This is a genomic window from Synechococcus sp. MU1651, from assembly GCF_023630635.1.
In the GTDB taxonomy this organism is placed as follows: domain Bacteria; phylum Cyanobacteriota; class Cyanobacteriia; order PCC-6307; family Cyanobiaceae; genus Parasynechococcus.
Genome location: NZ_JAKUHJ010000001.1, coordinates 26,341 through 46,156 on the forward strand (window position 1 = coordinate 26,341; position 19,816 = coordinate 46,156).

Annotated in this window: 18 protein-coding genes; 13 read left to right on the forward strand and 5 right to left on the reverse strand. The window is 65.1% G+C overall.

The genetic code is table 11. The features are described 5' to 3' along the window. Positions 1-43: 43 nt before the first annotated feature. Together NCN05_RS00185 and NCN05_RS00190 are read right to left on the reverse strand one after the other, a co-directional pair. The gene (locus NCN05_RS00185; protein ID WP_250396517.1) at positions 44-571 is read right to left on the reverse strand and encodes a hypothetical protein; all 528 of its coding nucleotides are present in this window, start codon (positions 569-571) and stop codon (positions 44-46) included. Between the two features lie 28 nt (positions 572-599). Then, positions 600-1,355 carry a lysophospholipid acyltransferase family protein gene (locus NCN05_RS00190; protein ID WP_250396518.1) on the reverse strand — a complete coding sequence of 252 codons (756 nt, stop codon included), beginning with the start codon at positions 1,353-1,355 and terminating at the stop codon, positions 600-602. 26 nt (positions 1,356-1,381) lie between these two features. Here NCN05_RS00190 and NCN05_RS00195 point away from each other — a divergent pair, with 26 nt between their 5' ends. From NCN05_RS00195 to NCN05_RS00215, 5 genes are all read left to right on the forward strand, one after another. Then, positions 1,382-2,131: a pyridoxine 5'-phosphate synthase gene (locus tag NCN05_RS00195; protein ID WP_250396519.1), complete on the forward strand. Its 750-nt coding sequence runs from the start codon at positions 1,382-1,384 to the stop codon at positions 2,129-2,131. Further along, positions 2,128-2,448, forward strand: coding sequence for an MgPME-cyclase complex family protein (locus NCN05_RS00200; protein ID WP_114987831.1), 321 nt, complete (start codon positions 2,128-2,130; stop codon positions 2,446-2,448). The genes NCN05_RS00195 and NCN05_RS00200 overlap by 4 nt, the downstream gene beginning before the upstream one ends. Further along, positions 2,448-2,783, forward strand: a complete 336-nt coding sequence (locus tag NCN05_RS00205) for a hypothetical protein (RefSeq protein WP_114987829.1) — start codon at positions 2,448-2,450, stop codon at positions 2,781-2,783. Before NCN05_RS00200 ends, NCN05_RS00205 begins: the two co-directional genes overlap by 1 nt. 67 nt (positions 2,784-2,850) lie before the next feature. Further along, on the forward strand, positions 2,851-3,471 hold the full coding sequence (locus NCN05_RS00210) for a metallophosphoesterase (RefSeq protein WP_250396520.1): 621 nt from the start codon (positions 2,851-2,853) through the stop codon (positions 3,469-3,471). Further along, complete coding sequence (locus tag NCN05_RS00215) at positions 3,465-6,719, forward strand: exodeoxyribonuclease V subunit gamma (protein ID WP_250396521.1); 3,255 nt, start codon at positions 3,465-3,467, stop codon at positions 6,717-6,719. Before NCN05_RS00210 ends, NCN05_RS00215 begins: the two co-directional genes overlap by 7 nt. Here the strand turns inward: NCN05_RS00215 and NCN05_RS00220 are convergent. Beyond that, entirely contained in the window at positions 6,716-6,886 is a 171-nt protein-coding gene (locus NCN05_RS00220; RefSeq protein ID WP_006851171.1) for a hypothetical protein, read from the reverse strand. The genes NCN05_RS00215 and NCN05_RS00220 overlap by 4 nt on opposite strands. Before the next feature lie 197 nt (positions 6,887-7,083). On the opposite strand from NCN05_RS00220, the gene NCN05_RS00225 reads away from it, so the two are divergent. The 5 genes from NCN05_RS00225 (at position 7,084) to NCN05_RS00245 (ending at position 14,866) form a co-directional block, all read left to right on the forward strand. After that, on the forward strand, positions 7,084-10,800 hold the full coding sequence (locus tag NCN05_RS00225; RefSeq protein WP_250396522.1) for a UvrD-helicase domain-containing protein: 3,717 nt from the start codon (positions 7,084-7,086) through the stop codon (positions 10,798-10,800). Next, positions 10,797-12,377: an ATP-dependent DNA helicase gene (locus NCN05_RS00230; RefSeq protein ID WP_250396523.1), complete on the forward strand. Its 1,581-nt coding sequence runs from the start codon at positions 10,797-10,799 to the stop codon at positions 12,375-12,377. Before NCN05_RS00225 ends, NCN05_RS00230 begins: the two co-directional genes overlap by 4 nt. A 13-nt stretch (positions 12,378-12,390) precedes the next feature. Further along, positions 12,391-12,732, forward strand: a complete 342-nt coding sequence (locus NCN05_RS00235) for a phosphomannose isomerase type II C-terminal cupin domain (protein ID WP_250396524.1) — start codon at positions 12,391-12,393, stop codon at positions 12,730-12,732. A 104-nt stretch (positions 12,733-12,836) separates the two neighbouring features. Next, positions 12,837-14,618 (forward strand): DEAD/DEAH box helicase, encoded by a 1,782-nt coding sequence (locus tag NCN05_RS00240; protein WP_250396525.1) that lies wholly within the window; start codon positions 12,837-12,839, stop codon positions 14,616-14,618. Continuing rightward, the gene (locus NCN05_RS00245; protein ID WP_250396526.1) at positions 14,618-14,866 is read left to right on the forward strand and encodes a hypothetical protein; all 249 of its coding nucleotides are present in this window, start codon (positions 14,618-14,620) and stop codon (positions 14,864-14,866) included. The genes NCN05_RS00240 and NCN05_RS00245 overlap by 1 nt, the downstream gene beginning before the upstream one ends. A gap of 20 nt (positions 14,867-14,886) precedes the next feature. Here the strand turns inward: NCN05_RS00245 and NCN05_RS00250 are convergent, their stop codons facing one another. Then, positions 14,887-15,081 carry a DUF8633 family putative protein gene (locus NCN05_RS00250; RefSeq protein WP_250396527.1) on the reverse strand — a complete coding sequence of 65 codons (195 nt, stop codon included), beginning with the start codon at positions 15,079-15,081 and terminating at the stop codon, positions 14,887-14,889. A gap of 197 nt (positions 15,082-15,278) precedes the next feature. Here NCN05_RS00250 and rbp point away from each other — a divergent pair, with 197 nt between their 5' ends. After that, positions 15,279-15,566 (forward strand): RNA-binding regulator, encoded by a 288-nt coding sequence (rbp, locus tag NCN05_RS00255; protein ID WP_011364605.1) that lies wholly within the window; start codon positions 15,279-15,281, stop codon positions 15,564-15,566. A gap of 3 nt (positions 15,567-15,569) precedes the next feature. On the opposite strand, the gene NCN05_RS00260 is transcribed toward rbp, so the two are convergent. Next, entirely contained in the window at positions 15,570-15,764 is a 195-nt protein-coding gene (locus NCN05_RS00260; RefSeq protein WP_250396528.1) for a hypothetical protein, read from the reverse strand. A gap of 102 nt (positions 15,765-15,866) precedes the next feature. On the opposite strand from NCN05_RS00260, the gene NCN05_RS00265 reads away from it, so the two are divergent. Continuing rightward, complete coding sequence (locus tag NCN05_RS00265) at positions 15,867-17,624, forward strand: ABC transporter ATP-binding protein (protein WP_250396529.1); 1,758 nt, start codon at positions 15,867-15,869, stop codon at positions 17,622-17,624. Positions 17,625-17,686: 62 nt separating this feature from the next. Continuing rightward, positions 17,687-19,786, forward strand: a complete 2,100-nt coding sequence (locus NCN05_RS00270; protein WP_250396892.1) for a cation:proton antiporter domain-containing protein — start codon at positions 17,687-17,689, stop codon at positions 19,784-19,786. Positions 19,787-19,816: the final 30 nt, after the last annotated feature.

Here is a 19,816-nt window from a genome sequence, read left to right on the forward strand (position 1 = left end):
CGGTTGTGCAAAAGGGGACTGGCTCAGATGCTGACAGACCGGCTCATTGGCCGGCAGCCGATGCACCCCGGAATTCGGTTTCAACGAAGCCCAGTTCCAGCAGGCTCTGATAGGCCTTCTGACCCTGAGGCTTGGCCGGCGTCATCAGCTTGACCACCTCGACAAGAACCGGAACAGCCACTTCGGGCTGGTTCTGACGGCGGAACAGGGCTGCCAGGCGGAGGTTGGTTTCCGCCAGCAGTTCCAGGGCTTCACGGCCCTTGGTGTCCATCTCACGGGGGATCCGAGCATCAAGCCCCCGGAAGGCACCACTCAGGTCGCGATAGAAGGCCAGGAGTTGTTTGGAGGCTTTGCGGGCTTTGTCGTAATCAGCCCGCGCCTCGGCGAGGTCCCCCCGGCTTGCGGCTGCATCGCCCTGAGCCAGCATCGAACGTACGGCCGCCGGGTTGAATCCACCCTGGCTCTGAGCCAGAACGCGGTTCTCGGCTGAGGTTTGGGCGATGCCGGGAGCTGCGCTAACGCCCAGGGTTGCCACCAGTGCAGCAGTCGTCAGCAATGCGCGACAACCCATGTGACCAGCAAGAAAACGTGGGCGGACTTTAGAAGCTCTGAAGCGGTCGGCCAACGGCAGCACGGGCCGCTTGTTCAGCCGTATGCATCGCCGCAGCGAGTTCGCTGTTGAACTGCCGTGTCGCCTCGCGATCTCCCTTGGCTGGCACGCTGAGTGGTGCTCCGAAACAGAGCGCTGCCCGGCTGAACGGCCTCGGGGGGGCCTGGCTGTAGCCCAAGCCAACGGGAACCACAGGAACGGAAACGCCGCGGCTCTGGGCCAGTTGGGCCAGACGCACCAGGCCGGGCCGCAGTTCAATCACCGCGTCCTGCCGGTGAATCCTGCCTTCGGGGAACATCACCAATTGCTGTCCGTCGGCCAGCAGGTCGATGGCCAGACGCAGGGTGGTCATCGAGGGCCGTCCCTGGTCGACCGGGAAGCAGCCGAGCCTTTGTAGGAACCAGCCCTGCAGCCCCCGCATTTCGGTGGTGGTCACCATGAAGCGGCAGTCGCGGCCACTGACCCGACGGCCGGCGGCCATGGGCACCATCAGGGCATCCCAGCGGGCGCGGTGCGTCGGTGCCAGCAGCACCGGGCCCTGATGGGGGAGGTGCTCTGGGTTGAGCACCAGACGCTCACGGAATTGAAAGCGCAGCGCCAGATCCTGGGTGGTGAACATCGCCAAGGGGGCCCAGAACCTGTCGATGCCGACACGCAGGCTGTTTTCTCGGGTCGCCAGGGCCGCTTGCAACGGGCTGATCGAATTCGGTGCCAGAGAACCTAAATCCCCCAGGCAAAGCTGCATAGGATCCGGCCAACGACTGCCCCGTCATGGCCAGCCTCGGCGTCAATATCGACCACATCGCCAACATCCGTGAAGCGCGGCGGACCGTCGAGCCAGACCCGGTGTCGATGGCACTGCTGGCCGAACTCGGTGGCGCCGATGGGATCACCGTGCATCTGAGGGAAGACCGGCGTCACATCCAAGATCGGGATGTGGAGTTGCTGCGCCAGACCGTACGCTCCCGCCTCAACCTGGAAATGGCCGCCACCGAGGAGATGGTGGCGATTGCGCTGCGGATCAAGCCCGACATGGTCACCCTGGTGCCGGAACGGCGGGAGGAGGTCACCACGGAGGGGGGCCTGGATGTGGCCGGACAAGAGGCCTCCCTGGGGGGAATGGTGCACACCCTTCAGGCCGCTGGGATTCCGGTGAGCTTGTTTGTGGATCCGGAGGCCACCCAGCTCCAGGCCTGCAAAGCCACGGGGGCCTGCTGGGTGGAATTGCACACGGGGCGCTATGCCGATGCCGACTGGAGCACCCAGCCCCAGGAGCTGGCGCGCTTGCAGGAGGGCACGGCCATCGCCCGGCAGCTCGGTCTGCGGGTCAATGCCGGCCATGGCCTCACCTATCAGAACGTTGAGCCGATCGCGGCCATCCCTGGGATGGAAGAACTCAACATTGGCCACACGATCGTGGCCCGCTCTGTCGCCGTCGGACTGCAACAGGCTGTGCGGGATATGAAGGTCTTGGTTCAGAATCCCCGCCTTGATCCCCTTTTCGGACAGGCGCCCGGATGACCACTTATCACTTCGTTGCAGCCAGCGAGCGCTTCCTCACCGTGGAGGAGCCGTTGGAGGAAGTGCTGCGGGAGCGCCAACGCAACTACGCCGAAACCGGCAAGACCATCGATTTCTGGCTGGTGAAGCAACCGGCTTTCCTCTCTTCTCCTGAGCTGGCTGAGCTCAAGGCAACCATTCCCCAGCCAGCTGCCGCTGTGGTGTCCACCGATCCCACTTTCATCACCTTCCTCAAACTCCGTTTGGAGTACGTGGCTGTGGGGACCTTTGAAGCTCCCTCCGCGGGGATTCCCGATGCCCTTGCCGGTGCCGTCTGATGAATCCCAGTTCCCTTCCCGTTCAGCAGCGCATTGCACTCCTGGTGCAGGCCCTCGATGGTGCGGAGAAAACCAACAAGGCCTTGGCCACCTGTCCCGATGGGGACGCGATGGTGGACATCCTGCTGGGGGCTTCGGCCAAGCTGGGGTTGGGGCTGACCCGCCGTGATCTCACGGAGACGCCGCCGATTCGCGACTGGATCTGGTTCAAGAACAACGATCCCCTGGTCACCGTTGGTGATGCCAAGCCCCGCTACCGCAGGGAAACCCCCGAAAAACCCAAGCCAGACCCGAGCCAACCCAAGGAACGCAAGCGCTTTCTCGGTTTGTTCTGATCTGCATGCCGGATTCTTGGCGCTGCCTGGCTGAGCATCAGAATTGACGCATCTCCAGGTTGTTGCTTTGAACCTGCACAGCCGCCGGCACTGGGTGATTGGAGATGTGCATGGCTGCCATCAGCCCCTATGCCAACTGCTCGCCACCCTGCCGCCGAACGACCATCTGGTCTTCTGCGGGGATGTGATCAACCGTGGTGAGGCCATTCCCGCCACGATGAATCTGGTCTGGGATCTGGTCCAGGCCGGCCGTGCCACGTGGCTGCGCGGGAACCATGAGCAAGACCTCATTGATGCCCTGGAATCCAGGGACGGCTTGAGTCAGCACGCCACCTATGCCCAGTTGGGCGACAGCAGCGCTCGCCAATGGTTGCCGCGCCTGCAACAGCTCCCGCTCGTCTATCGCGGTGACGGTTGGTGCGCCACCCATGCCGGGTTCGATGCAGCGGGTCAACCGGACCTCTCCATTCGTGATCCCTTCTGGGAGGCCTATGACGGTCGTTTTGGCCAGGTTGTTGTGGGCCATACGCCCCGTCCCCAGGTGGAACGCCTTGGCGCGATTGTTCTGATCGACACCGGTGCGGTCTACGGCGGTTGTTTATCGGCCTACTGCCCGCAAACCGATGCGGTCGTTCAGGTTGAAGGAGCTGCAACCGATGCCGTACTGGCTGGAGTTGGCCCTTGCTGACGGTTTATCGAAGCAACAGGGCTGAATTTCTGGCTCGCTTGCTCTCCCGTCAGTTGATCGAGCAGCAGCCGGGCCCCCTTGAAACGGTGGAGGTGATGGTCAACACCTGGCCCACCAGCCGATGGTTGGGGGAACAGCTGGCCATGGCCAACGGCATCAGTTCCCTGGTGCGCTTCCCCTTCCCGGGTAGTCGCCTGCGGCAGCTGGTGCGCCAGGTGCTGCATCTCCCCGCGCAGGAGGACGATCCCTGGCGGGCGGGCCAGCTGGTGTGGGCTGTGCTCGAGCTGCTGCCGGAGCTGTTGGAGCAGCCCGTCGCCCAGCCGCTACGGACCTGGCTTACCCAGCGTGAAGGAACCACCTCGGGGTTGACGCGGGACCGTTGGCAGCTGGCACGCACCATCGCCGATGCCATGGACGATTACGCCCTCTACCGCCCCGATCAACTGGAGCAGTGGAAACGGCCGCGGCCCGATGACGACTGGCAGCCCGTGCTCTGGCGACTGCTGGCCCAACGGCTTCCCCGGGCTCCCTTTGGGCTGCAGGTGCGTGAGGCCGTCGATCGTCTCCGGCGAGGAGACGTTGATCCAGCCCTGCTGCCGGAGCGGCTGCGGCTGTTTGGCATCAGTGCCCTGGCACCGGTGCAGGTGGATCTGATTCAGGCCTTGTCAGGTCTGCTGGAGGTTGAGATCTACCTGCTCACCCCGTGTCCGGATCTGTGGCAGCGCTGCGGCAGTCGGCGTGCCTCGCTCGGGGATGACTGGCTGGTTCCGCCCGACGGGGGCTGGTTGGCGGAGGCGCCGCGTCTGGAGGCTGTTCTTGGGCGGATGGGTGCCGAATTTCAGCAGTTGCTGGAGGGCTCCGGTGAAGCCCAGTTGGGGGAGCGACGCGAGGGGGATCTGTTTGCAGGTTCCCTGCAGATGGCCGCAGCGGAAGAGCGCCAACCCACCCTGCTCGATCAGCTTCAGCAGCAGCTGGTGGATGCCGACAGCGTCCCTGCACTGGAGCGTTCCTCCGACGATCAGTCGCTGTTGTTTCAGGCGGCACCGGGGCCTTGGCGGGAGGTGCAACTGGTGCGTGATCGCATCTTGCAGTGGCTGGCGGCCGATCCCGATCTCGCGCCCCGCGACGTGCTGGTGATGACGCCGCAGATTGAGCGCTATGCACCGCTGCTTAGCTCCGTGTTCAACGACACGGCGGCCATCGGTGTCGATTTGCCCTGGCGTCTCACCGACCGCAGTCAGCAGAGCAGTCCGGGGTTGTCGATGGCGATGTTCACGTTGCTGGAGCTAGCGGCCACACGCCTCACCGCCACGGGGCTGGAACGTCTGCTGGCCAATCCGGCCCTGCAGGGCCAGCAGGGACTCACGCCGGAGGAGGCGGTGTTGATCACCCAGACGCTGCAACGCAGCGGTTTTCGCTGGGGCTTGGATGCCCGCGAGCGGGGCGGGGATGAGGTGCACAGCCTGCGTTGGTGTCTCGACCGTTGGCTGCTGGGCCTGGTGCTGCCGGTGGAGCCGGGCCTTGCTCCAGCAGGGGCGGCACCGTTCCAGCAGGAGCTGGATCCCGATCGCCTGGTGCGTTGGTGGACGCTTCTGGACCGTTTGGCGCGGATGCTCGATCGCCTGCGACAGCCCCGGCCGTGCCATGACTGGGTGCAGCTGCTGCAGACCCTGTTGCAGGAGCTGTTCGCTGAGGGTGGGGCCTGGGCCGATGAGTCGCAGAGCTGGGCGGCGGCCCTTGAGGAGTGGCGATTGCGAGCCCATGACTGCCCTCTGGACCTCGATGCAGCCGTGGCCTTGGAGGTGTTGCAGGAGGCCTTGTCAGTGGACAGTGGTCGCTTCGGTCACCGCAGTGGCGCCCTCACCATCAGTGCCCTGGAGCCGATGCGGGCGATCCCCCACAAGGTGGTGGTTTTGATGGGCCTCGACAGCGCCGACTTTCCACGCCCGAGCCGCCGCCCTGGTTTTCACTTGCTCGAGCAGCAACGGCGTCTGGGGGATCCCCGCAGCAGCGACCAGGACCGCTACGTGCTGCTGGAGGCTTTGATGTCGGCACGCCGTCATCTGCTGATCAGCTGGTGCGGGCGGCTGGAGCGCACCGGTGAGCCCCAGCCGCCTGCTGCGCCGGTGGAACAGTGGCTTGCGGTGCTGCAGGAGCAGTTGCAACGGGCCGGTTCCTCCACGGAGGGATTGTTGATCACGCCGGCGGCCAACCCCCTCTCCCGAGAGAACTTTCGGCCCGAGGCGCCGCTCAGCTGTGATCGCCGCCAGCTGGAGGCCCGGCGCTGCCTGGATCGTGCTCCTGCATCAGCCCAGGCCCAGGGGCTGGCCTGGGCATCGCTCTGGCAGCAAGACCTGAACGATGTCGATGACGAGGTAGAGGCCGAGGGACGTGACCGAGACGACCTGGCCCTGGACCCTGAAGCCTTGCTGGCCTGGATGCAGCAGCCCCAGAAGGCCTGGTTGCAGGCACGGGGGTTGCGGCCTGGGGAAGGCATTGAGGCGGTGGAGGATCTTGAGGCGCTCGAGTTAGAGGGCCTGCAGCGCTATTTGCTGCTCAACCACGAGCTTGAGGAGCAGTTCATTCTTGGATCGGCTCCGGATTGGACGACGTCGCTGGCGGGCCAGGGTGTGCTGCCGGCGGGGGCTGGTGCGGCCCTTGAGCAAGAGGAACTGCAGCAGCGTTGGCAGGCCCTGCAACGGCAGCTGGCATCGCTTGGTCCCTGCCGCCGGGAGGTGCCTGTGCTCGCCGGTCTGCCGATGCCCCTGCTCTACGCCGGCGACACCCAGGTGGTGGTGCAGCCCGGCATGCTCACGGCCGCGGCGGTGATGCGCGGCTGGTTGCAGCATCTGTTGCTGTGCGCTGAGGGATTGGCGCCTGCTGCCGGCTCAGCGGTGGTGGCCCGCAGCACCCGGGTTGCCGGCGCCGAGGTGCACTTGCGCTGGTCGGCGTTGCCGACGGCTGAAGCCGAGCACCAGCTGCAACAGCTGGCGCGGCTGGCGCAACAGGGGCTGGAGCGGTGCTGGCCGGTCCCCCCGAAGAGCGGCTGGCAGATGGTGGCCAAAGACCGGCGCAAACCGGGGGAGGGGCCGCAGGACTTCCGCAAGACCTGGCAGGAGGAAGGGGCCACCCCGGTGATGCAGCTCTGCTTCGGCACGGAGATCGCTGCGGAGCAATTGATGGATGAGGCCGGATTCCAGGAGGCGTGTCAGCTGCTGTACGGCCCGCTTCTGGCCCAGCTGCGTTAGTCGAACAGCTCGTCGAGCATTTCGCGCATGCGTTCGTTGGAAATCACCATGGGCTCGCCGGCCTGACGGCGGAAGAAGTAGGCCCGATGTTCCTGGTTGATGCTTTCAACAGCGGCGGCTTTGCGCACCAGCAGCTGGGCCAATTTCTGACGACGTTCGGGGGACACAACAGGCCGGTGGCTTTCACCAACGTGTTGGCCTGATGGCCCCGCACCCCCACAAGCCCCTGTTCTCTCAAGGGTTGGGTTGCATCCGTTCACAAGCCCATAAAAAAGCGAGGGTTCTTCAGGCCCCCGCTCAGTTCGTCTTCTGTTCTGGGGTGTGACAACACCCAGTCCAGTTCGCAGCTTTCGCCGGCTGCTTCATGGAAGTTAACACTGGTTTTGAGGCCGAAGTTGAGCAGACTCCATCCATGGCCCAGCGCTTCGATGCCAACACCTACCCCCTCGGCCCTGGGGTCCGCCTGCTTGAGGCCAGCGCTGGCACCGGCAAAACCTTTGCTCTGGCGCATCTCTGCCTGCGGCTGATCACGGAGGCCGACCACGCCCTCGAAGCGTTGTTGGTGGTGACTTTCACCGATGCGGCGGCCGAAGAGCTGCGCTCCCGCATCGGCCAGCGGCTGCAACTGGCGTTGCAGGGCCTCGAGCAGCTGGAGCAGGGGATGGAGGCTTCCGCTCCAGACCCCGTCCTGGCGGACTGGCTGGTGGGTTCCGAGCCAGGGGAGGCGCGTCAGCGGTGGATTCGGCGCTTGCTGGTGGCCCTCGAACAGCTGGACCGGGCCGACATCACCACCATCCACGGCTTCTGCCGCCGCAGTCTGCGCCGTCTGGCCCTCAGCAACGCGGCGGCGATGGAGCCTCAGCTGGACACCGACGCCACCGCGCTCCAGGCCGAGGTGGTTCAGGATCTGTGGCAACAGGAGCTGCTCAGCCTGCCGCCGGATCAGTTCAAGGCGTTGCGTCAACGCGGCCTCTCGCCCCAGAGCCTGCGCAGGGGGTTGGCGCAACTCGATGGCGAACAGCAGCCGCGGTTCAGGGCCGTTGATGGGGCGATCGATCTCGACCAGCCCCTCGCTCCACAGCTGGAGCACTGGCTGGCGCAGCTCTGGGACGACTTCGTGCCGCTCTGGCAGCGGGACCATGCCGCCCTGGATGCGGGGTTCCGTCAGGCGGCCGAGCAGTGGAAAGCCCAGGGCTGTGGAACCACCACCCCTTATTCGGCCAAGCCCAAGAGCGATCGCTGCGCGCAGATCAACCAGTGGCTGCATGGGCAGACCGCAGTGCCGTCACTGCTGGAGATTGCCGCCCATGAGAAGCCGCTGAAGGAGTACTTCCACCCCGGCAGTTGGTGCAAGGTCGCGCGCAAGTGCGGTGAGACCGACCCCAGCCTGCTGACGCCGGCCTTGCAGGCCGCTGTTGCGGCGCTCTGGGATGCACCGATTGAGCGCACCTGGCAGTACCTGCTGGAACGGGGCTTGCAGGAGCTGGACCGCCGCCGTCGCCGCCGCGGGGTGATCACCTTTGGCGGCTTGTTGGCTGCCATGGACCCCGGCGATGGCGTCGTTTCTTGGCTTGCCCCGCTGCAACAGCGCTACCGGGCGGTGATGGTGGATGAGTTTCAGGACACAGACCCCGTGCAGTGGCGTCTGCTGCAGCGGGCCTTCGGTGGCGGTGAACGCCACCTGCTGCTGATAGTGGGGGATCCCAAGCAGGCGATCTACCGCTTCCGGGGTGGTGATCTGGCCACCTACATGGCAGCGCGGGATCAGGTGGAGCGGATCGATCACCTGCTCGACAACTTCCGCACAACGGCACCGCTGATGGAGGGGTTGAACCGCTTGATGGCTCCGGGGCTCCCCCGATCTGAACTGCCTGTGCCGGCGGTGCAGCCCCGCAGCTCCGCCACCCCACCGCAGGATGCCCCGGCGTTGCAACTGCTGCTGCTCTCCACCGAGGCGCCCTCCAGCCGCAGTGCCCTGGAAGCAGAGCTGCCCCAGCGGCTCGCCGCGATGGTGCTGGAGCAACTGCAGCAACGGGACGACCTCACCCCTGCAGATCTCTGCGTGCTGGTGAGTCGTCATCAACAGGCGGAAGACCTGCGCCGCGCCCTTGGGGTCTGTGGACTCCCCACCCGCCTGGTGACTCAGGGGGATGTGCTCGACAGTGAGGCTGCATTGATGTTGCAGTGGTTCCTCGATGCCCTGGCGGATCCGGGCGATGACGCTCGCTTGCGTCTGCTGGCCTGCTCGGGACTGATGACCATCGCGCCCGATGCCCTGGAGCCGGACCTGTTGGATCAGCTGGCGCTGCAGTTGCGCGGTTTGGCTGAGGCGATGCCGCGGCTGGGCCTGCTCGGGGCGCTGGCTGATCTGCTCAAGGGTGAACAGATGGCGGGGCTGTCGGAACGGGGCCGGATGCTGGGGGATCTGCAGCAGGCGGCACGGCTGGTGCAGGAGGCGATGCACCGCCAGGGACTTGATGTGGCCACCGCGGCGGATTGGTTGCGGAGGGAGCGGTTGCACCCCAGCCAGCCGGTGCCTGAGGCTCGCCAGCCCCACAGCGATCAGGCCGACAGCGCCATCGCCGTGGTCACGGTCCACCGCAGCAAGGGTCTGGAATATCCGGTGGTGATCTGCCCCTACCTCTGGCAGGCCCCCCCAGCTGTGTCCGGTCCGCTTTGGCGTGACCCCCTCTCCGGAGAGTGCCTGCTTCGGGTGGATGTCCATTGGGGGGAGGGCTGGCAGGCGGCGCAACAGGCGCAGCGGGAGGCCGCGGCCGAGGCCGAGCGGCTGGCCTATGTGGCGGTGACCCGAGCCCAATCCCAGTTGGTTCTGATCTGGGCCAGGGCCAACGGCCAGGAGGATTCCCCCTTGCCCGCCTGGTTGTTCGGAGCTGAGGCCGCTAGGGATGCGATTGACAGCCTCACCGATGAGCGGCTGAGCCAAGCCCTGGCGGAGCGACAGGTTCCGATCAGCATCGATGGCCTGGTCGAGAGCCTGCCCAGCGGCAAGCGTTGGCGGTCTCCGCTGCGGGCCGAGCCGTTGGCCCTTGGTTCCATCCCCAAGCGGATCGACCGGAGTTGGGGCCGGGCCAGTTATTCGGCCTGGATTGCCTCATCCGACGACGTTCAGCTGCATGAACAGGGTCGTGATCGCGATCCCGGCGCCGAGGAATCGACGGTGGAATCGACGGTGGAATCGACGGTGGAATCGGCGTTGGAATTGATGGTGGAATCGACGGCGGCGAGGGCAGAACCGGCATGGTCCGAGACGGGGCCGCTGGCGGCCTTTCCGCGCGGGGCCGGGGCCGGAGACTGTCTTCACCGGATCCTCGAACAGTTCCCCTTCTCTGCGGCGGAGGCCTCTGAGCCCCGCCAACGGCTCGAGCTGATCGCCGCCGAGTTGCGCCGGGCCGGGCTTGATCCCGATCTACAGAACGATGTGTTGACGGGGTTGGAGCAGGTGTTGCAGACGCCCCTGGGGGGACCGCTGGGAGCGTTATCGCTGGATCGGCTGGGGCCGCACCAGCGCCTGCCTGAACTCAGTTTTGATCTGCCGGTGCAGCACGTGCGCACGGCCGATCTGGTGGCCGCCTTCGGTTGTGATTCCGAGGCCCGTTTTGGCCGCACCTACAGCCCGGCGCTGGCATCGCTCTCGATCAACAGCCGTGGGTTTCTCACCGGTTCCATCGATCTGGTGTTCCAGGACCCCCAGCACCAACGCTGGTGGGTTCTCGACTGGAAGAGCAACTGGATCGGTGAACGGCGCACCGGTGCTGAGCCGGGGCTGTGCGGTCCGCATCACTACTCCCAGGAGGCGATGGAGGAGCAGATGTTGCACCACCACTACCCCCTGCAGGCCCACCTCTATCTGGTGGCTCTGCATCGCCATCTGCGTTGGCGGCTGCCGGATTACGACCCGGAGCAGCATCTGGGGGGCTACGTCTACTGCTTCCTGCGGGGGATGCCCGGAGCGGTGATTGCCTCTCAGGAAAATGCTGTTGGGCCGGGGCGCATCGTTGAACCCGTGCCGCTCAATCGCATCGCGGCCCTGGATCGAGCCCTGGGGGAGGTTCCGGCGTGACGGAGCTGCTGCCCCAGGGAACCAGCACCTGGCCCTCCAGCTTCACGGCCGGACTCCATGCCGCCCTGCGGCGACGGATCCCGCCCCGGGCTGATGGCCCCGCCTTGGAGGAGCTCAGCCGAGATCTGGTGCTGGCCTTGGAGCAGGGGGAGTTGACGGTGGCGCTGACGCCGGAGCGGCTGGCAGCTGCCCAAGCCAGTGGATGGCTGGAGGGGGATGCCTCCCCCCTGCTGCTCCAGGGTGATCGGCTGGGCTGGCGCCGTTGGTTGCAGGCCATGGAGCAGGTGGTGGCCGAGCTGGTGAAGCGGGCCCATGCTCCGCTTCCCAAACCCGTCGAGGCTGCTGATCCCGAGCTGTCGGATCGTCTCAACGCTGAACAGTGCGCCGCTGTGCGCGCCCTGGATCAGTCCTCGGTTGTGCTGCTCAGCGGTGGTCCGGGCACGGGCAAAACCAGCACGGTGGTGGAGATTCTGGCCCGGGCGGAAGCCCGCCATCCCGGCCTGCGCATCGGTTTGGCGGCCCCCACCGGCAAGGCGGCCCGGCGCCTGGGGGAGGCGGTGATGGCGCAGCGGGCTCCGTTGCCCTGCAGCACCCTCCACCGCTGGTTGGAGGCCGGAAGCCGTGGCTTCGGCAGGCACCGCCAGCGTCCCTTGGAACTGGATCTGCTGGTGATCGACGAGATGTCGATGCTGGATCTGGCCTTGACCCAGGCCCTGCTGGAGGCGTTGCCCAGTGGTTGCCGGCTGCTGTTGGTGGGGGATCCAGCTCAGCTGCCGCCGGTGGGGAGTGGAGCGGTCTGGCATCGGCTGCAGCAGTCGGACGTGCGCGGTCGTTTCGGTGCCGGCGCCGTGCATCTGGAGCGCACCTACCGCAACCGCGGTGCCCTGGCGCAGGTGGCGCAACAGCTGCGCCAGGGGGATCTGCAGGCCTTTGCAGCGGATCTGGCCGCCTTGCCTGAGCAGGCCAATCTTCAAGTGCATCCCTGGCCCCTGCGTCGTTTCCCTGCCTTGGTGCGCCAGCGCTGGATCCAGCGCCTCCAGCAGTTGCAGGCATTAACGGTTGATCTCGACCGCTGCACCGAGCAGGAGCTGATGGCGGCATCCCGGCCTTTGTTTGCGCTGCTCGAGCAGGACCTGTTGCTCTGTCCACGTCGCCGGGGGCCGTGGAGTCTTGATGATGTGCACCGCACGCTGCTGGGGGTCAATGCCGCCGGCAGGGTCGAGCGTTGGCCGATCGGCTTGCCGGTGATCTGCGGCAGCAATCAACCAGAACTGGGCTTGGCCAATGGCGACCTCGGGGTGGTGATCGGGGCAGGCTCTGAACGACGTCTGTTGTTCCAGGTGGTGGACCCGGGCGGCCGGCTCGAGGTGCGCCGTTTGCATCCAGCCCGTTTGCGGCGTCTGGAGCCGGCGGTTGCGCTCACCATCCATCGGGCCCAGGGCAGTGAGGCCGACCGGGTGATCGTGCTCTGGCCAGATCCCCTGGAGGATGGCCCGGCTGCAGAACATCAACGCCGATTGCTGTACACAGCTATCACCCGTGCCCGTGCCAGCCTTGACCTGGTGACGCTGATCTGACGCGGGTGGACTGATGCGGGTTGAGCGTCCCTGGGGCTGGTACGAAACGCTGAGCCAGGGGGACAACTATTTGGTCAAACGGCTGCTGGTTCGTGCCGGGCAGCAGTTGTCGCTGCAGCGGCATCGTCATCGCAGCGAAAGTTGGACCGTGGTGTCTGGCTCGGGGGCTCTGCTCTGCGGAGACATCTGGCATCCCGCCAGTGCGGGCGTCATGCTCTCGATCCCCTGCGGCGCTTTGCATCGCGCCCTTGCAGACGGTTCAGATCTGCTGATTCTGGAAGTTCAGCACGGTGATGATCTGCGGGAAGACGACATCGAACGGCTGCAGGATGATTACGGCCGGGTGATAACTTGATGGCCAACCTTTGAAGCGTAGGCAACACAACCAGAGCGCAACTCTTACGTTGCAGGGAGGTTGTGAGCCTGATTTCAGAGATCAATCAGGCGAAGCCACCTTTCATGACTGAACAGCAACAGCAGCGCGACGATTCCGCCTGCGCAGTGGATCTTTCTGCGTCCGAACTGCCGGAATCCAACACCAATGCTGAGGTGTTCACCACCACCATCACTTCGGCTGAACCGGAATCCGGTTTTGCCGGTTTTGGTTTCAGTGAGGCCTTGCTCCGCACCTTGGCGGACAAGGGATACAGCGAACCTTCCCCCATTCAGAAGGCGGCCTTCCCCGAGCTGATGCTCGGCCGCGATCTGGTGGGTCAGGCCCAGACCGGCACCGGCAAAACAGCAGCCTTTGCCCTGCCGTTGCTCGAGCGTCTCGAGAGCGGCCAGAAAACACCCCAGGCCCTCGTGCTCGCCCCCACACGGGAGCTGGCGATGCAGGTGGCCGAATCGTTCAAGGCTTATTCCGCCGGCCATCCCCATCTGAAGGTGCTGGCGGTGTACGGCGGCACGGATTTCCGCTCCCAGATCAGTGCCCTCAGGCGCGGGGTTGATGTGGTGGTGGGCACCCCCGGCCGGGTGATGGACCACATGCGTCAGGGCACGCTCGACACCAGCGGTCTGCGCAGCCTGGTGCTCGATGAAGCGGACGAAATGCTCCGCATGGGCTTCATCGACGATGTGGAGTGGATCCTCGATCAGCTCCCTGAGCAGCGCCAGGTGGTGCTGTTCTCCGCGACGATGCCCCCTGAGATCCGTCGCTTGTCCAAGCGTTATCTCAAGGATCCGGCTGAGGTCACGATCCGCACCAAGGATCAGGAAGGCAAGCGGATCCGCCAGCGTTCGATCACGGTGCCGATGCCGCACAAGCTCGAGGCCCTGCAGCGGGTTCTCGATGCCTGTGGTGGTGAGGGTGTGATCATCTTTGCCCGCACCAAGGCGATCACCCTGACCGTGGCCGAAACCCTTGAGGCCGGTGGCCATCAGGTGGCGGTGCTCAATGGCGATGTTCCCCAGAACCAACGGGAACGCACCGTGGAGCGGCTGCGCAGTGGATCGGTCGACATCCTTGTGGCCACCGACGTTGCAGCGCGGGGTCTCGATGTGGAGCGCATCGGCCTGGTGATCAACTACGACATGCCGTTCGACAGCGAGGCCTACGTGCACCGCATCGGCCGGACGGGCCGGGCTGGACGCACCGGAGAAGCGGTTCTGTTCGTGACTCCACGGGAACGCCGTTTCATCCGCAACCTCGAGCGGGCCACGGGCCAACCGATCGAAGCGATGGAGGTGCCCGGTAACACGGCCATCAACCAGGGACGGCTGGACCGCCTGCGCAAGCGTTTGAGTGATGCGGCCCAATCCCAACGCCCTGATGCCGATGAAGCGGCCCTGCTCCAGGAATTGATGCAGCGCGTGGCCACGGAGCTTGAGCTCAGCCCCGAGCAGCTGGCCATGGCGGCGCTCAACCTGGCCATTGGCCCCGATGCGCTGCTGCGTAAGGGCGACGACGACTGGATTCAGAACACCCGTCGCAACGACCGCGACCGAGATCGCCATTCAGGCGACCGCCGCGAGCGGCGCGAGCGTCCGGCCCGGGCTCCTGAGGAGAACATGCAGCGCTACCGCGTTGAGGTGGGTCACCGCGATCGGGTCAAACCCGGAAACCTGGTGGGTGCCATCGCCGGCGAGACCGGTCTGCAGGGCCGGATGATCGGCCGCATCCAGATTTTTGACAATCACAGCCTGGTGGATCTTCCTAAGGGCATGCCGGAAGATGTGTTCAACAGCCTTCAGCGCCTGCGCGTGATGAACCGCGAACTGCAAATCAGCAAGGCCTCTTGATGCGTGTGCTGTTGGCCGTTGGTCTGATGTCGGCTCCCCTGGCTGCTTCAGCCTCGGACAACAGCCTGATCACCCAGTTCTGCAAAACGGCCGTTAAGGCCGAGCTGCATAGGGCTGGGACCGTGGCTCCGGAGGGAATGGTGGATGACACCTGCCGTTGCTTCCTGGCCGATGTGCAGAACGGGGCGGGGATTCAGACGGCCCAGGCCACCTGCAAGGCCAGAGCCGCCGAGACCTACGGCCTCTGATCCCCGGGGATCAAAAGCCGTCAGAAATGGCTCACCTGAACGGTGACCTCGGGCTGGAGCAGGGCCAACTTCTCCACCACCTGAATCAACTCGATCTGCTCGCTCGGCGTGCCCTGCCGGATCAAGTTGTTGAGCAGCACAAGTTTGTCCACGGGATCCAGTTCTCCGTCGGCGGTCCAGGCCAGGGCTTGGAAACAAAGGCCGTCGAATGTCATCTCTCTCCTTCGTCAGGGTCTTCTGACAATGGAGTGGATGGCTCGGTTGCGGGCGAGTCTTCGCAATTGGTTCTTTTTTTTGTGTTGATTCGTGCGACTGCCCTGTAACGTCATCGGGTTCAAGCTTGAGCATTGGCCCTTTCCGAGCTTTCGGAACCAGCTCAAGCGACTGAGCACGTTCAACGGTTCCACGGTCCATGACCATCTACATCGGCAATCTTTCGTTCCAGGCGGAGCAGGAGCACCTCTTCGATCTCTTCAGTGAGTACGGCGAGGTCAAGAACTGCAGCCTGCCCCTGGATCGTGAGACCGGCCGCAAACGCGGTTTCGCCTTCGTTGAAATGGTCAACGATGCCGATGAGCAGAAAGCCATCGACGATCTTCAGGACGTGGAGTGGATGGGCCGCATGATCCGCGTCAGCAAGGCCACCCCTCGGGAGCGCTCCGGCGGCCCCCGTGGTGGTGGTGGCGGTTACCGCGGCTGAGGCTCAGGCCTCGGCCTCCATCAGGTCCAATTCCATTTCACGCCGGCTCAATCGACGCAGCACCTCAGCGCTGCTGTCGGTTGGGCCTTCCTGATGCTCACGGGCGTCCTGGAACTGGGGCAAGACAGCCCGCAGTCCGCGGCGTTTCTGCTGTGCCAGGTAGCGGTGAAAGCGGTTGAACGACCTTGATCGGCTCATTGCACCTCCTTCGATTGTGATTCCGTTGTAGTGCGTCTTCAGAGGGAGAAAACCCTGTTGGAACGAACCCTCAGCAAAGCTTCAACAAACCGCTCTCCTTTGATGCGGTTGTTGCGCCATCTGGCGCCGCAGCGCCGCCTGGTGGTTGCAGCGGTGATCTGCTCCCTGCTCAACAAGCTGTTCGATCTGGCCCCGCCGATCTTGATCGGCTTGGCCGTGGATGTGGTGTTGCTTAAAGAGCAATCCGTGCTGGCGGGTTTTGGTCTGAGGACCGCCGGCCAGCAACTGTGGGGTCTGGCCCTGCTCACCTTTGTGATCTGGGCGGCGGAGTCGCTGTTCGAATACCTCTACGACGTGCTCTGGCGCAACCTGGCGCAAACCACTCAGCACAGCCTCAGGCTCGAGGCCTACGACCATCTGCAGAAGCTGGAGCTGGCCTTTTTCGAGCAGGACAGCACCGGTCGCCTGATGGCGGTGCTCAATGACGACATCAACCAGCTCGAACGGTTTCTGGATCGGGGTGCCAACCAGATCCTGCAGTTGATCACCACCGTGCTGGTGGTGGGCATCGGCATGGCGATGGTGGCGCCGGAGGTGGCCCTGTTCGCCTACCTGCCGATCCCGTTGATTCTCTGGGGATCGCTGCATTTCCAGCGCCAGCTGGCGCCGCGCTATCGGGAGGTGCGGGCTCGGGCGGGCGACCTCGCCTCCCGGCTCGCCAACAACCTGGGGGGGATGCTCACGATCAAGAGCTTCACCGCTGAGGCTCTTGAACTGGAGCGCCTGCGGGCGGAAAGCCTGGCTTACCGCCTGAGCAATGCCCGGGCGATTCGTCTCTCAGCGGCCTTCATCCCCTTGATTCGCTTCGCGATCCTGTTCGCCTTTCTGGCGATTTTGTTGATCGGTGGTTTCAAGGCCCTGGCCGGGGAACTGCCGGTGGCCACCTACAGCGTTCTGGTGTTCATCACCCAGCGGCTGCTCTGGCCGTTAACCGCCATTGGCCGCACCCTCGATGAGTACCAGCGCTCGATGGCCTCCACGCAACGGGTGCTCGATCTGATCGATACGCCGGTGTTGATCCAGGGAGGGACGGTGCCGGTGGACCCGCAGCGGCTGCAGGGTGAGATTCGCTTTGAAGCTGTTGATTTCGCCTATGCCGGCCGATCAACGCTGCTGCAGGGCTTCGATCTCACCGTGCCAGCGGGATCGACCCTCGGCATCGTCGGGGCGACGGGGTCTGGCAAGAGCACCGTGGTGAAGCTGCTGCTGCGCCTGTATGAGCGTGATGGCGGACGCATCTGCCTGGATGGAGTCCCCATCGACACCCTGCAGCTGCAGGACCTGCGCCGCTGCATCGCCCTGGTAAGTCAGGACGTTTACCTCTTTCACGGCACCGTGGCCGAGAACATCGCCTATGGCGTTGCAGATCCCGATCCGGTGGCGATTGAGCAGGCCGCTCGCCTGGCTGAAGCCGCTGGCTTCATCGACGCCTTGCCCCAGGGTTACGACACCCTTGTTGGGGAGCGGGGGCAGCGCCTTTCCGGCGGACAGCGTCAGCGCATCGCTTTGGCCCGCGCCATCCTCAAGGATGCGCCTGTGCTGGTGCTCGATGAAGCCACCGCTGCGGTGGACAACGACACCGAAGCCGCCATCCAGCGCTCCTTGGCCCAGATCACCCAGCAGCGCACCACCGTGGTGATCGCCCACCGGCTCAGCACGGTGCGCCATGCCGACTGGATTGTGGTGATGGACCAGGGCCGGATTGTGGAGCAGGGCAGCCACGACAGCCTTGTGGACCAGGGCGGGATCTACACCAACCTCTGGCAGGTGCAGGCCGGCGAAGGGCTTATCGCTTCCTGAAGCAGCTGTTGTTGCCGGCAGATCCCGCGACCATGCTGGGTCCGCAAGCCGGCGGTGCAGCCATGGCCATGCAGGCCTCGATCAGCCACGTCATGCATCACCCCCTCGGGGTGTTCTCGATGTTGGTGGCGATCAGTGCGGCGGTGCCGCCGTTGATCCGGCGGCTGGGTCTGCCCGACCTGGTGGGGTTGCTGGCGGCTGGTGTGGTGGTGGGCCCCCATGCCTTGAACTGGGTCGACAGCAGCAGCGAAACGGTGCGGCTGCTTTCCGATCTCGGGGCGGTGTATCTGCTGTTCACCATGGGTCTGGAGATCGACCTCGAGGAGTTCAACCGGGTCAAACGCCGCTCGTTCATCTATGGCTTGCTGATCCTGTTGATCGGTGTGGGCACGGGCGTGTCGATCGGCCTGATGGCGGGCTTCGCCTCGGTGTCGTGCCTGTTGCTCGGCGCCCTGATGGCCACCCACACCCCCTTGGGCTATCCGATCGTGCGCAGTTATGGCGCCCAGAAGGATGAGTCAGTGGTGGTGAGCGTGGGCAGCACGATCTTCACCGACATCGTGGCTCTTCTGCTGCTGGCGGTGGGGCTGGGGCTGGGCCAGGGCAGCCTCAGCGGGCTGGGCCTGGGCCTGCTGCTGCTCAAGATCGGTGGCTTCGCTCTGGTGGTGGTGATCGGCATCCGCTGGCTGGGCCGGCGCCTGGTGCTGCGGGGCATCAGCGATGAAAACCGGATGGTGCTCGCTGTTCTGGTGGCCCTGTTCCTGGCCTCCCTGGGGGCTGAGCTGGCCGGCGTCGAGAAGATCGTCGGCGCCTTCCTGGCTGGTTTGGCGGTGAATTCCGTGTTGCCCGAGGGCCGGGTGAAGGAGCAGGTGATTTTTGTGGGTGGCGTGCTGTTCATCCCGATCTTCTTCATCGATCTGGGCTTGCTGCTGGATTTGGGCAGCCTTGGCGAGAGCCTGGGCAACTTTCAGTTCACCGCGCTGATGCTGGTGGGTGCCATCGGCGGCAAGGGCCTGGCGTCGTGGGTCAGCGGACGGTTGTTCGGTTATCGCCGCGCTCAGATCCTGATGATGTGGTCGCTGACGATGCCCAAGGTGGCGGCGACCCTGGCCACCGCCTTCATCGGCTATCAGGCGGGTTTGCTCAATCAGACCGTGCTCAACAGCGTGCTGGCGGTGATGGTGGTGACGGCCACCCTGGGGCCGATCCTCACCGAGCAGTCGGTGACCCGGCTCAAGGATCCCAGCCCCGATGCGGTGCCGGTCAGCTTCGGTGAGGAGGCGGCGGTGCTGGATGGGGTCAATGAGGTGGTGCAGCGTCCCCTGCGCATCGTGGTGCCGGTAGCCAACCCCAGCACCGAGAAGGGGTTGCTGAGCATGGCGGCTCGGCTGGTGCAGGGCTCATCGGGGGCTGAAGGTGTGCTGTTGCCCCTGGCGATGGTGAATCCCAGCCTCGAGGAGATGCGCGGTGGCCTGAACCGGGCCGTTGCGGCAGCGCGCGGACGCCTCAGCACGGCGGAGAGCATCGGCGCCCAGTTGGCTGTGCCCACCCGCAGCCTGCTGCGGCTGGATGAAGACATCGCCGGCGGCATGAGCCGCACAGCCCTGGAGCAGGCCGCGGATCTGTTGTTGATCGGTGCAGCCCGCAGCGATCAACTCCGGGCCTGGCTGATGGGCGACATCGTTGATGGGGTCTGCCGCACGGCCCATTGTCCGGTGGTGGTGGTGAATCTGGGCCGTGGGGCCGAAAGCGGCTTGGGCCGGATCCTCGTTCCGATCAAAGACCTCTCCGCCAACGCTCGCGAGCAGTTCGAACTGGCGCTGCGGGTGATCAACTCAGCTCCTGAGGATCAGCGCGTGCGGATCACCCTGCTGCACGTTCACGATCCCCGCTTCAGCGGGCAGGACCGTCACTGGATGGAACAGCAGCTGATCCGCTGGCGACCGCCGGGGATTCCGGAGGAGCGGTTCCACATCGTGATTGTGCGGGGACCCGGCATCGATGGGGCCATTCATCGGCTCAGCCGCGAACACGATCTGGTGATCCTGCGCACCCAGCGCAGGCGGGTTGCCGGTCTGCCGATTCCCGGCAGTGATCGCACCAGCCAATTGATCCGCCAGCTCCCCTGCGCCTCGATGGTGATCAGCGATCCGTTGGTTTAACAGAGGCCTAAGCCCCTCTTCCCGAGATGG

Excerpts from the sequence above, each read along its gene's own strand:
- NCN05_RS00205 (WP_114987829.1), top strand. The coding sequence starts at position 2,448 with ATGAATCCCAGTTCCCTTCCCGTTCAGCAGCGCATTGCACTCCTGGTG.
- NCN05_RS00245 (WP_250396526.1), top strand. The coding sequence starts at position 14,618 with ATGCGTGTGCTGTTGGCCGTTGGTCTGATGTCGGCTCCCCTGGCTGCT.
- rbp (WP_011364605.1), top strand. The coding sequence starts at position 15,279 with ATGACCATCTACATCGGCAATCTTTCGTTCCAGGCGGAGCAGGAGCAC.
- NCN05_RS00185 (WP_250396517.1), bottom strand. The coding sequence starts at position 571 with ATGGGTTGTCGCGCATTGCTGACGACTGCTGCACTGGTGGCAACCCTG.
- NCN05_RS00235 (WP_250396524.1), top strand. The coding sequence starts at position 12,391 with ATGCGGGTTGAGCGTCCCTGGGGCTGGTACGAAACGCTGAGCCAGGGG.
- NCN05_RS00200 (WP_114987831.1), top strand. The coding sequence starts at position 2,128 with ATGACCACTTATCACTTCGTTGCAGCCAGCGAGCGCTTCCTCACCGTG.
- NCN05_RS00225 (WP_250396522.1), top strand. The coding sequence starts at position 7,084 with ATGGAAGTTAACACTGGTTTTGAGGCCGAAGTTGAGCAGACTCCATCC.
- NCN05_RS00240 (WP_250396525.1), top strand. The coding sequence starts at position 12,837 with ATGACTGAACAGCAACAGCAGCGCGACGATTCCGCCTGCGCAGTGGAT.
- NCN05_RS00195 (WP_250396519.1), top strand. The coding sequence starts at position 1,382 with ATGGCCAGCCTCGGCGTCAATATCGACCACATCGCCAACATCCGTGAA.
- NCN05_RS00190 (WP_250396518.1), bottom strand. The coding sequence starts at position 1,355 with ATGCAGCTTTGCCTGGGGGATTTAGGTTCTCTGGCACCGAATTCGATC.
- NCN05_RS00250 (WP_250396527.1), bottom strand. The coding sequence starts at position 15,081 with ATGACATTCGACGGCCTTTGTTTCCAAGCCCTGGCCTGGACCGCCGAC.
- NCN05_RS00265 (WP_250396529.1), top strand. The coding sequence starts at position 15,867 with ATGCGGTTGTTGCGCCATCTGGCGCCGCAGCGCCGCCTGGTGGTTGCA.
- NCN05_RS00260 (WP_250396528.1), bottom strand. The coding sequence starts at position 15,764 with ATGAGCCGATCAAGGTCGTTCAACCGCTTTCACCGCTACCTGGCACAG.
- NCN05_RS00270 (WP_250396892.1), top strand. The coding sequence starts at position 17,687 with ATGGCCATGCAGGCCTCGATCAGCCACGTCATGCATCACCCCCTCGGG.